General features: G+C 72.2%; 6 protein-coding genes. 2 read left to right on the forward strand and 4 right to left on the reverse strand.

Annotated elements, in window-relative coordinates; all coding sequences use genetic code 11:
* Positions 1 to 93 precede the first annotated feature (93 nt).
* Positions 94 to 3,036: a UPF0182 family protein gene (locus ACFVS8_RS04310; protein WP_387057963.1), complete on the reverse strand. Its 2,943-nt coding sequence runs from the start codon at positions 3,034 to 3,036 to the stop codon at positions 94 to 96.
* A 142-nt stretch (positions 3,037 to 3,178) separates the two neighbouring features.
* The gene (locus ACFVS8_RS04315) at positions 3,179 to 4,324 is read right to left on the reverse strand and encodes a PDZ domain-containing protein (protein WP_387057966.1); all 1,146 of its coding nucleotides are present in this window, start codon (positions 4,322 to 4,324) and stop codon (positions 3,179 to 3,181) included.
* A 214-nt stretch (positions 4,325 to 4,538) separates the two neighbouring features.
* Here ACFVS8_RS04315 and ACFVS8_RS04320 point away from each other — a divergent pair, with 214 nt between their 5' ends.
* Entirely contained in the window at positions 4,539 to 5,900 is a 1,362-nt protein-coding gene (locus ACFVS8_RS04320; RefSeq protein ID WP_387058202.1) for a zinc-dependent metalloprotease, read from the forward strand.
* Positions 5,901 to 6,847: 947 nt separating this feature from the next.
* On the opposite strand, the gene ACFVS8_RS04325 is transcribed toward ACFVS8_RS04320, so the two are convergent.
* Positions 6,848 to 8,659, reverse strand: a complete 1,812-nt coding sequence (locus tag ACFVS8_RS04325) for an ATP-dependent helicase (protein WP_387057969.1) — start codon at positions 8,657 to 8,659, stop codon at positions 6,848 to 6,850.
* A complete protein-coding gene (gene nudC / locus ACFVS8_RS04330) occupies positions 8,656 to 9,690 on the reverse strand; it encodes an NAD(+) diphosphatase (RefSeq protein ID WP_387057972.1) in 1,035 nt (344 codons plus the stop codon). Before nudC ends, ACFVS8_RS04325 begins: the two co-directional genes overlap by 4 nt.
* Positions 9,691 to 9,850: 160 nt before the next feature.
* On the opposite strand from nudC, the gene ACFVS8_RS04335 reads away from it, so the two are divergent.
* Complete coding sequence (locus tag ACFVS8_RS04335; RefSeq protein WP_387057975.1) at positions 9,851 to 11,095, forward strand: phosphotransferase; 1,245 nt, start codon at positions 9,851 to 9,853, stop codon at positions 11,093 to 11,095.
* The last annotated feature ends 141 nt before the right edge of the window (positions 11,096 to 11,236 follow it).

An 11,236-nucleotide genomic window follows, 5' to 3' on the forward strand; every position in this document is an offset into this window, starting at 1 on the left:
CCGCGCACCACCACGCACGACGATGGCCGGCAGGAGATCCTGCCGGCCATCGGTCGTCTTGGGGTTGCTCGGCGCCGGAGCCCCGAGCGGCGGTTACTGCCCTTCGCTCGTGAGCGCCAGCATCTTGGCGATGGTCTCGGCGAGCTGCGCATCGGCGGCGCCGTAGGCAGCCCAGTCGCCGTCGGCCAGTGCGGCCTGCTTCGCCTTCAGGAACCCGGATGCATCGCGCAGCAGCTGCTGCATCTCGGGGCTCGTCTCGCCGGTGCCGCCGGTCGAGCCGTCGGTCGTGCCGTCGCCGGTGCCCTCGCCCTCGCCCTCGGTCGGGGTCTCGCCGGTGTTGCCCGGGTCGACCGCGTTGTCACCGGCATCCGCACCGGAATCACCGCCGAAGAGCACGTCGAGCGCGAGGTCGAGCGTGTCTTGGAAGGCGATGTCGTCGCCGAACGCCACGAGCACCTTCTGCAGCAGCGGATAGCTCGTGTTGCCCGTGGACTTCACGAAGACCGGCTGCACGTACAGGAGGCCGCCGCCGACGGGCACCGTGAGCAGGTTGCCGTTGATCACGTCGGACTGGCCCTGCTTCAACAGGTTCAGCGACTGCGACACCGTCGGATCGGAGTTGAACGTCGCCTGCACCTGACCCGGGCCGGGCACGTTGTCGTCTTCGGGCAGGGTCAGCAGCCTGAGCTTGCCGTAGCCGTCGGCCCGCTCGCCGTCGGTGCTGCCCGCGTCGGCGTCGACCGCGAGGTAGCCGCGCAGCACGTTGCGGCTCTGGTCTCCGCTCGCCTCGGGGATGAACGTCGAGTACAGGGAGTACGACGGCGCATCCTGACCGGGCATCTGCATCGTCAGGTAGTACGGCGGCTGCAGCAGCGTCGTGTTCGCCGGCTCGGTCGGCTCCTTCGGGGTCGTCCAGGCGTCTTCGCGCGAGTAGAAGGCACCCGCATCGGTCACGTGGTAACGGCCGAGCACGGCGCGCTGCATCTTGAAGAGGTCGGCCGGGTAGCGCACGTGCGTCATCAGGTCGCCCGACATCTCGCTCATGGGCTTGACCGTCGACGGGAAGACCTTCTGCCACGTCTGCAGGATGGGGTCGTCGTCGTCCCAGGCGTAGAGCGTGACCGAGCCGTCGTAGGCGTCGACCGTGGCCTTGACCGAGTTGCGGATGTAGTTGACCTCGTCGAACGGGAGGGTCTGCGGCAGGCTCTCGCTGTCGGCGATGGCCTCGCTCATGCTGACCTTGTTCGAGTAGGGGTACTGGTCGGTCAGCGTGTACGCGTCGACGATCCACACCACGCGACCGTCGACGACCGACGGGTACGCGTCGGAGTCGGTGGTCAGGTAGGGGGCCACCTTGCGCACGCGCTCGATCGGGTCGCGGTCGTAGAGGATCTGCGACGACGTGTTCACGGCGTCGGAGAGGAAGATCTGCTCGGACTGGAACTTGAGCGCGTAGACCAGCTTGGTGAACACGTTGTCGAGCTTGGGCCCGCCGTCGCCCTCGAACGTCGTCTGCGTCTGCTCGTCGTTCTCGCCGCCGGCCGGGTAGTCGAGCTCGACGGGCTTGGTGCCCTCGGGCGCGCCGACGATGGAGTAGTCGGGAGAGGTCTCGCCGAAGTAGACGCGCGGCTCGAACTCGCCGAGCTGGCCCGTCGAGGGGATGCCCGACTGCACGAACACCGGCTGGCCGCCGGCCGAGCGCTGGTTGCCCGCCGCCGCGACGAGGCCGTAGCCGTGCGTGTAGACGATGTGCGAGTTGTACCAGGTCTCGGCGTCGCCGAGGCCGGAGACCTTGAGGTCGCGCACCGCGACGACCGTGTCCTGCGTCTTGCCGTCGATCTCGTAGCGGTCGACGTCGAGCGCGTCGGGGAACTGGTAGTACTGGCGGAACTGCTCGAGCTGCTGGAACGCCGGGCTGATCACGAGCGGGTCCATGAGGCGGATGTTGGCCGTGGTCTCGGCGTCGGCGCGGAGCGCGCCGGGCTCGGCCGTCGTCTGCGCCTCGAACGGGATCTCCTCGATGTCGGCCACGCCGTAGGCGTCGCGCGTGAGGTCGATGTTGCGCTGGATGTACTCGGCCTCGAGCGTGCGGGGGCTCGGGTCGACCTGGAACCGCTGCACGACCCACGGGTAGAGCGAGCCGATGAGCAGGCTCGACACGACGAGCAGCGCGACGCCGACGAGCGGGAGGCGCCAGCGCCCCACGATCGCGGTGACGATGAACAGGATCGCGACGCCGACGGCCGCGACGGCGAGGATCTGGCGGCCGGGGATCACCGCGTGCACGTCGGTGTACGAGGCGCCCGTGATGAGCGAACCCGATTCGGTGACCGTGGCGTACTGGTCGAACCAGATGCTGACGCCCTGCAGGAGCAGGTAGAGGCCGGCGGTGATCGCGATCTGCACGCGCGCCGACTTCGAGATGACGACCTCGCGGCCGCTGACGCGGATCGCGCCGTAGAGGTAGTTGGTCGCCGCGACGAGCAGCAGCGACAGCAGCACGACGGCCGAGGCGAAGCCGACGATCGAGCGGTAGAACGGCAACTCGAACACGTAGAAGCCGACGTCGAACCCGAACTGCGGGTCGGTCTGGCCGAACGGCGTGCGGTTCAGCCAGGTGAGCGTGAGGTCCCAGCGGCTCGAGGTCGAGACGCCCGCGAAGATGCCGAGCACGACGGGGATGCCGTACATCGCGAGGCGGCGCAGGGGCTCGAAGACCTCCTGGTAGCGGTCGAGCTGCGAGTTGAACTTCGCGTAGACGGGCCGCGTGCGGTACGCGATCTGGATCGACGCCCAGACGGGCACCGCCATCGCGAGGAACCCGATGACGAACAGCACCGAGCGGGCGACCCACTGCGTCGTGAGCACCTCGAGGAACCCGAGCTGGTCGTACCAGAGCACGTCGGCGTAGAGGCCGGTGAACACGAAGAACGCGATCACGAGCACTGCCAACACCCCGATCGTCAGGGCGATCGGCGCTCGACGGCGCGAAATCCTCGGTTCTTGCGGCTGTGCTGCGGTCACTCTCGGCCTCATGTTCGGTCGGATCGGGATCGAATCTCCATCCTACGGTCGCCGCGGGGCTCCTCAGCCGGGAGAACCATCGTCACCGGCTGGGAACTTCGTAACGAATGCGTCGAACGGATGCCGCGTGCCGCATGTACGGCCGAGCGCGCGGTCAGGATGCGGTGCAGGTGGCGAATCCGCCGAGGTCGGCTCCCTCGCCCGCGGCCTCGACGACGTCGCGCGCCTGGTCGAGCGTCTCGACCGCGAACACGTCGAGCCCGTCGGGCACGTTGCCGACGACCTCGTCGCAGTTGGAGGCTGGCGCGAGGAACACGGTCGCCCCGGCCTCCTTCGCGCCCCACAGCTTCTGGCGGATGCCGCCGATGGCGCCCACGGCGCCGGCCGAGTCGATCGTGCCGGTGCCCGCGACGATCTCGCCGCCGGTCATGGCGCCTGGCGTGAGCTCGTCGACGATGCCGAGCGCGAACATCATGCCGGCGCTCGGGCCGCCGACGTCGTCGAGCTGCAGCTCGACGTCGATCGGGAACTCGTACACCATGCGCACGCCCACGCCGAGCACGAATACCCCGTTGCTCTCGGTCGGCGTGACCTCGAGCGCGAGCTCGTCGTCGCCGCGCAGCACGCGCAGCTCGGCCGGGGCGTCGCCGCCGTTCTGCTGCACCTCGGCGCGCAGCTCGTCGATCGAGAACACCTCGACGCCGTTGACGGCCTCGATGACGTCGTCGTCTTCGAGCACGCCGTCGGCCGCGCTGCCCTCGGCCACCCCCGAGACGGTGACCTGCCTCGGGAAGTCGTAGCCGAGCTCGACGAGCGCCGCGGCGATCGCGTCCTGCTGGGAGTCGACCATGGCCGCGGCGTTCTGCGCGTCGCGGTCCTCGTCGGTCACGCCAGCGGGGAAGATCGCCTCGACGGGCACGACGGACTGCCGGCGGTCGAACCACGCCGTCATGACCTCGAACCAGCTCGGCGTCGCCCCCGGGCGGCCCACGACCGACACCGTGAGCAGGTTGAGCTCGCCCTCGGTCGGGTAGGTCTTCTCGTCGGGGATGGCGATGAGGGGCACCTCCTCGCCGTCGTGCTCCGCCGTGCCGAGCGTGTCGTACACGGGGCCGGGGCGCTCGATCACGTACGGCGAGGGCAGCAGCGCGAAGATCACCGCGATGACGGTCGCGACCACGGCGGCCCAGCCCCCGAACCGCTCGCGGAAGGGACGGGGCTCGGCCCGGAAGTGACGGGGCTCGGCGTCGAAGCCCGGTTCGTCGGGGCTCGGCGAGCGGTCGTCGGCGAACAGTGCCATCGGTGGTTCCTTCCGGACGGTGCAGACGCCGAGATCGACCCGTGCCTCGCCTGTTCGCGACGGGCGGACACCGGGAACGCCCAGCTTAAGCCATTTCCCAGCCTGGCGTCCGCACCACGGCGCTACGGTGGAGAGAACTTGACAGGAGGTGGCTCACGTGGCCGATCGGGACGACGAGCCGGGCGACAAGAACTCCGAGGAGGAGTTCCGCGAGATGCTGCGCAACCTGCTCTCGGGCGGTGGCGGCATCGACCCCGGCCAGCTGGCGGGCGCCGCCGGCCTGCCGAACGATCCGGCCAGCGTCGCGGCGCTCTTCGGGCAGCTCCAGCAGGCGATGAACCACGCCGACGACGGCATCGACTGGAGCGCCGCACTCCGCCAGGGCGAGCAGCGCGCGGCATCCGGTCAGGTGCAGATCACCGACGACGAGCGCGCCCGCCTCGACCAGGCGCTGCAGGTCGCCTCGCTGTGGCTCGACGAGGCGGTCGTGTTCGGCCGCCTGCCCGAGTCGCCCGAGCTGCTCACCCGTCGCGGGTGGGTCGCGGCGACCATGCCCGTCTGGACCCAGCTCGCCGAACCGGTCGCCCTCAGCATCGCCGATGCGCTCACGCGCGTCATGCGCGAGCAGGCGCCCGAAGAGATGCAGTCGATGATCGCCGGCGCGTCCAAGCTCATGCGCGGCATCGGCGGTGCGATGTTCGCGATGCAGCTCGGCCAGGTCGTCGGACAGCTCGCGACCGAGGTCGTCTCCGGCGGCGACGTCGGAATCCCGCTGCAGGCCGACGGCCGCGCTGCGCTCATCCCGCAGAACGTGGCCGAGTTCGGCACCGACCTCGACATCCCCTCGACCGAGGTCGAGCTCTACCTCGCGGTGCGCGAGCTCGCCCACGCCCGGCTGTTCCGGCACGCGCGCTGGCTGCGGCTGAACCTCATCAGCGCCATCACGGCCTACGCCCGCGGCATCGAGATCGACACCGAGCGCCTCGAGCAGCTCGCGGAGGGCTTCGACCCCGCGAATCCGACGAACACCGACGAACTGCGCCGCGCGGTGGAGTCCGGCGCGCTCATCAGCGCCAAGAGCGATGCGCAGCAGGGGGCGCTCGACCGGCTCGAGACCATGCTGGCGCTCATCGAGGGCTGGGTCGACCTGGCCACGGCCGACGCGACCGGCCGCCTGCCGAAGTCCGACGCGATCGCCGAGACCATCCGTCGCCGCCGCGCGACCGGCGGTCCCGCCGAATCGGCGTTCGCGACGCTCGTCGGTCTCGAGCTCCGCCCGCGCCGCATGCGCGAGGCCGCGGCGATGTGGCGGGCCGTCACCGACGCGGTCGGCATCGAACGTCGCGACGCGCTCTGGGCCCACCCCGACCTGCTCCCGACGAGCGCCGACCTCGACGACCCGAGCGGGCTCATCGCGCGCCTCACGGGCGGCGAGACGGCCACGAGCGAGGCCGACGACGAGTTCGACCAGGCGCTCGAGGCGCTCCTGCGCGGCGAGACGCCCGTGGCGCCCGGCGAGGGCGGCGAGTCCCCCGAGACCGACGCAGGCGGCGACGGCGGGCCGAAGCCCGTCTGACCCCGAGCATCGAAGCTCCTCACCGGGGCATCCGGCCTGTGGACGGATGCCCCGGCGGTCGGGCGTCATCGGGCATGCTCGCCGCATGACCCTCCGGCTCGACCCAGCACTCCCCCTCGTCTGGCGTTCGCCCGACGACCTGCAGCTCGGTGCCTCCGAACCGGCCGCCGTGCTCGAACGCCCCGGCGAGCTCGAGCACGGGCTCCTCTCGGCGCTCCGGCACGGCGCGAGCCTCTCGACGCTCGTCACGATCGGCGCGGCGTTCGATGCGACGCCCGACGAGGTGCGGCGATTCGTCGACCTCGTCTCGGCCGCGCTCCTCGACCCGCAGGGGTCGCGACCCGCGTCAGGGCGAGCGGATGCCTCGGGCGGCCCGATCCACGCCGGCCGGCCCCGCGCGGTCGGCCTGGACGGCGACGGCCCGCTCGCCGAACTCGTGGCCGCGAACCTCGAGGTGCTCGGCCACGAGGTGCGACGATGCCCGGTGCCCTGGTCGGAGACATCGGCCGGTTCCGAGCCTGCCCACCGCCCGGCGGAGTCCCCGCTCGACGATCCCGACGTCGTCGTGATCGTCGCCGCGTGGGCGATCACCCCGTCGCGGCACCTGCGGTGGCTGCGGCGCGACCTGCCGCATCTCGCCGTCGTGAGCGACGACTCCGGCATCCGCGTCGGCCCGTTCGTCGAGCCCGGCCGTGGGCCGTGCCTGCGCTGCGTCGACCTCGCCGGTCGCGATGCGGATGCCGCGTGGCCGGTGATCGCGGCCCAGCTCACCGGTCGGCCCGCGCCCGCCGAGCCGGAACGCCTGCGGTTCGACGCCGCCGCGCTCGTCGCGACCGCCGTCGACGCGCGGCTGGCCAGACTGCCGGGCGCCCCGACGCCCCAAGGCCATCGGAGCGGCGAGCCGGGTCACGGCGCCGATGATCCACTGCGCCTGGCCGCGGCATCCGTCAGGTTCGACCGACGGGGCTCGGCCGGCCGCCGTCGCGAACACGCTGAGCACCCGGCGTGCGGGTGCCGAGCTCCTGCAGGAATCGCGATTCCTCTCGCGCTGACCGTTGCTGACCGCCCAGCCGCGCCCAGCTCAGCGACAGCCGCCGGCGTGCCCGCGTGACGCCGACGTAGAACAGCCGCCGTTCCTCGTCGATCGCGTCGAGTCCCTTCGCGTAGGCGATCGGCAGCATGCCCTCGGTGAGCCCGACGATGTGCACCTCGTCCCACTCGAGGCCCTTCGCCGAGTGCAGCGTGGCGAGCGTGACCGCCTGCACGGTCGGCTCGTGCTGCGCCTCGGCACGGGCGCGCAGGTCGTCGGCGAATGCTCGGAACGTGGTTCCGGGCGGGGCGTCGTCGACGAGGCGGGCGAGCGCGTTCAGCGACTCCCATCTCGCACGCACGGCGCCGGGGCCCTCGGGAGCCTGCGCGGTCCACCCGAGCGACCGCAGCACGTCGCTCACCGACTTGAAGAGGGGCTCGTTCGCGATCGTGAGCGCGGCGGCGCGGAGGGCCTGCACGGCCTGACGCACCTCGGGCTGGTCGAAGAACCGCACGCTGCCGCGCACGCGCGACGGCACGCCGACCTCGTCGAGGGCGTGCTCGAGCATGGCCGACTGCGAGTTGACGCGCATGAGGACGGCGATCTGCTCGGGCGCCGCGCCGGCGTCGATGCGGTTGCGGATCACGGTCGCGACGCCGCGCGCCTCGGCGAGTTCGTCGGCGTACGAGGTGATCACGGGTTCGTCGGTGCGCGGGTGGCCAGACGACGGGCGTGGCGCCGCGGCATCCGGAACCGTCGGAGCGTTGTCGCCGGCCGAGCGGTCGGGCGCCGTCGCGCGGAGCTGCAACGCGCCCGCCCGGCCGCGCATCAGCCGGTTCGCGGCATCGACGATCTGCTCGGTCGAACGGTAGTTGCGCTCGAGGCGCACGATCGTCGCATCGGCGAACCGGCGCTCGAACCCGAGCAGGTACTCGGGCGTCGCGCCCGCGAAGGAGTAGATCGTCTGGCTGGCGTCGCCGACCACGCAGAGCTCGTCGCGGTCGCCGAGCCAGAGCTCCAGCAGGTGCTGCTGCGCCGGCGAGACGTCTTGGTACTCGTCGACGACGAAGTGGCGGTAGCTCTCGTGCACGCGCATGGCGACGGATGCCTCGGCCTCGATCATGCCCGAGGTCGCGAGCAGCACGTCCTCGAAGTCGAGCTGCCTGCGCTCGTCCTTGATGCGCTCGTACGCCGCGACCAGGTCGTGGAACTGCTCGGTCGTGAGCGAGCCAGGGGCGCCGCGCACGACGAGCCTGGCCTCGTGCGCGTCGGGCGTCAGCATGCCCACCTTGCGCCACTCGATCTCGGCGGCGACGTCTCGGAGCGTCGGCTGGTCGACGCGGAGCCGGATCGACTCGGCAGCCGCGCCGAGCAGTCGCCCCTTGTACTCGAGCACGCGCGGAGCGGTGCCGCCGACGACGAGCGGCCAGAAGTGGTTCAGCTGGGCGAGCGCCGCCGCGTGGAACGTGCGCACCGGCACCCCGCTCGCGCCCAGCAGGCGCAGGCGCTCCCGGAGCTCGGCTGCGGCACGCGCGGTGAAGGTGAGCGCCATCACTCGCGCCGGGTCGTAGGTGCCGGTCGCGACGCCGTACGCGATGCGGTGGGTGATCGCCCGGGTCTTGCCGGTGCCGGCGCCCGCGAGGATGCAGACCGGCCCGAGCAGGGCCTCGGCGGCGACGCGCTGCTCGTCGTCGAGGTCGGCGAGCAGGGGGTCGGATGCCGCGCTCACGCGCCCCAGCCCTGCGGTGACGACTCGATCGGACCGCCGTACCACCGCTCGAGCAGCCAGCCCGCGATCGACGTGCGTCCGGGAACCCCGACCTCGGGGAGCGCTGCAGCGAGCTCGGCGCGACTGAACCAGCGCAGTTCGAGGATCTCCTCGCCGTCGGGGGTGACGGCCGCGGCGGCCTCAGCCGACACCGCGCGCGCGGTGAACCCGAGCATCAGGCTGGCCGGGAACGGCCAGGGCTGCGACGCGACGTACTCGACGTCGACGACCTCGAGGCCCGCCTCCTCGCCGATCTCGCGCACGACCGCGGACTCGAGCGACTCGCCGGGCTCGACGAACCCGGCGAGCAGCGAGAAGCGGTTGGACTGCCACATGGCGTTCGATCCGAGCAGCACGCGATCGTCGGCATCGGTCACCAGCACGATGACCGCCGGATCCGTTCGGGGGAAGACCTGTCCGCCGTCGTTCGTGCACCGCCGCGACCAGCCCGACTCGATCGGCTCGGTGGCCGCACCGCACCGCGGGCAGAAGGCGCTCGCCCCGTGCCAGTTCACGATCGCCGCCGCCTGCGTGAACAGGCCGGAGTCACGATCGGAGAGCATCGGCGCCGCCTGGCGGAGGCCGACCCAGCGCGCGGCCTCGGGTTCCACCGCGTCGGCGTCGGCGTCATCGAGCACGCGCACCTCGATCGGCGCACCCGCGGTCGCGGCGCCCTCGTCGTCGAGTGCGCGGCCGAGGTAGACGCGGAGCCCGTGCACGTCCGTGCGGCCTGCTTCTTCACCGGCGGCGCCCGCTGCGTCGACGGTGCCCGCTGCGTCGAGCAGCCGTGCGAGCTCGGCGGGCGACCGCAGGTCGAGCACCGGCGGAACGCCCTCGACGATCTCGGTGAGCAGCGCCCGACCGTCGTGCATCAGCAGCACCCGCGCCGAAGGGTCGGCGTCGAAGCGTGCGGCTCGGTCGGGGGCGCTCCGCGCGGCGCCGTCGCGATCGAGGCGCGCCCGGGCGAGGGGCGGGGGTGTCGATTCGCGCACGGCGCCTCTTTCTCGCTTCGGTGCTCGTGTCGGATCGCCCGCGTCGTCGGACGGAGCCGGCCCGACCGGGCCGAACCCGCGGAACCGTGACGACCGCGGAGTCTGCGCCAAGGTGTGGCGCTCGCCGCTGCAGCCGATCGACCTGCTTAAGCTGTTGGCCATGGCCAGACCCACTCTCACTCTAGCCGCGTTGGCCACGGCGGCGGTCCCCGGCCTGGAGGTCAGCGCGGCACGCGCCCACACCAGGCGCTCGGGCGGTGCGTACGACGCCGTCGAGCTGCGGGCGACCGACGGCGGACGCCTGCTCATCCGCACACCGCGCACGCAGTCGGCCGAGACCGAGCAGTCCGCCGACCTCGTCGCGCTGCGGGCGATGACCACCGGCATCCGTTCGCGCCTGCCGTTCACCGTGCCCGTGTTCGTCGGGCAGGCGCCCATCGACGGCACGCGCGCGATCGTGACCGAATTCGTGCCCGGCCGGGTGCTCGGCGCCGACGAGCTCACCGCGCACGACCGCATCGCCGAGTCCGTCGGCAACGCGATCGCCGCGATCCACTCGTTGCCGTCGGGTTTCGTCGGCGACGCCGGCCTCGCGCGCGAGAGCGACGGCGAGGCGCGCGACGCCGTGGTCGAGCTCATCGGCCGCGCCTCCGACACCGGCCGCCTGCCCGCCGCCCTGCTGCGACGCTGGGAGGAGGCCACCGACGACGAGTCGCTCTGGCGCTTCCGCACCACCGTCGTGAACGGCACCCTGAGCGCTGACTCGTTCGTCGTCGACGACGAACGCGTGGCCGCGATCATCGGCTGGTCGGCCCTGTCCGTCGGCGATCCCGCACGCGACCTGCACTGGCTGCTCACCTCGCGCGGCCCGTCGGCCGAGCGCGCCCTCGAGGCGTACTTCGTCGGTCGGGGCGGCGGCGCCGACGGGGCACTCCCCCAGCGCGCCCTGCTCTACGGCGAGCTCGAGCTCGCGCGTTGGCTGCTGCACGGCGTCGACCAACGAGACCAGGCCATCATCGACGACGCCGTCTCCATGCTCGACGACCTCGTCGCGGGAGTGCACGATCGCACGACCGAGGCGCTCTCGCCGCAGACCGGCCCCATCCTCACAGTCGACGGCGTCGAGCGCCTGCTCGACGAGACGCCGCGCACCGAGCCCGCCCGCGAGTCGTCGGCGCTGCTCACCGACAGCTACGACTTCTCTGAGTTCGAGCTCGGCGAGCGGGGCGAACGGGCCGCCGTGCCGGCGGACGCGACCGCCCCGATCCCGCTCGACCTCAGCGACTGGGGCGATGCAGCGCCGGGAGCTGCCGCCGTGCACGGCGGCGAACCTCGGCCGGCGACGGATGCCCCGGGTGAAGACGCCGACGACGACGGGCGCCCGATCGGCCGCACCGGGTCCTGAACGCCCCGATCCGAAACGCCGGGCCTGAGACATCCCGGCCCGGAACGACCCCGGCCGGGTGCGTCCCAGCCCCGATCTTCCCGGCCAGGCGCGTCCCATCCTTGGGCGGACCATCTCGAGCAGCCCGCACCCGGAGGAGTC

This window comes from Agromyces sp. NPDC058110 (genome assembly GCF_042884735.1).
In the GTDB taxonomy this organism is placed as follows: domain Bacteria; phylum Actinomycetota; class Actinomycetes; order Actinomycetales; family Microbacteriaceae; genus Agromyces.

Excerpts from the sequence above, each read along its gene's own strand:
- ACFVS8_RS04310 (WP_387057963.1), bottom strand. The coding sequence starts at position 3,036 with ATGAGGCCGAGAGTGACCGCAGCACAGCCGCAAGAACCGAGGATTTCG.
- ACFVS8_RS04315 (WP_387057966.1), bottom strand. The coding sequence starts at position 4,324 with ATGGCACTGTTCGCCGACGACCGCTCGCCGAGCCCCGACGAACCGGGC.
- ACFVS8_RS04320 (WP_387058202.1), top strand. The coding sequence starts at position 4,539 with ATGCTGCGCAACCTGCTCTCGGGCGGTGGCGGCATCGACCCCGGCCAG.
- ACFVS8_RS04335 (WP_387057975.1), top strand. The coding sequence starts at position 9,851 with ATGGCCAGACCCACTCTCACTCTAGCCGCGTTGGCCACGGCGGCGGTC.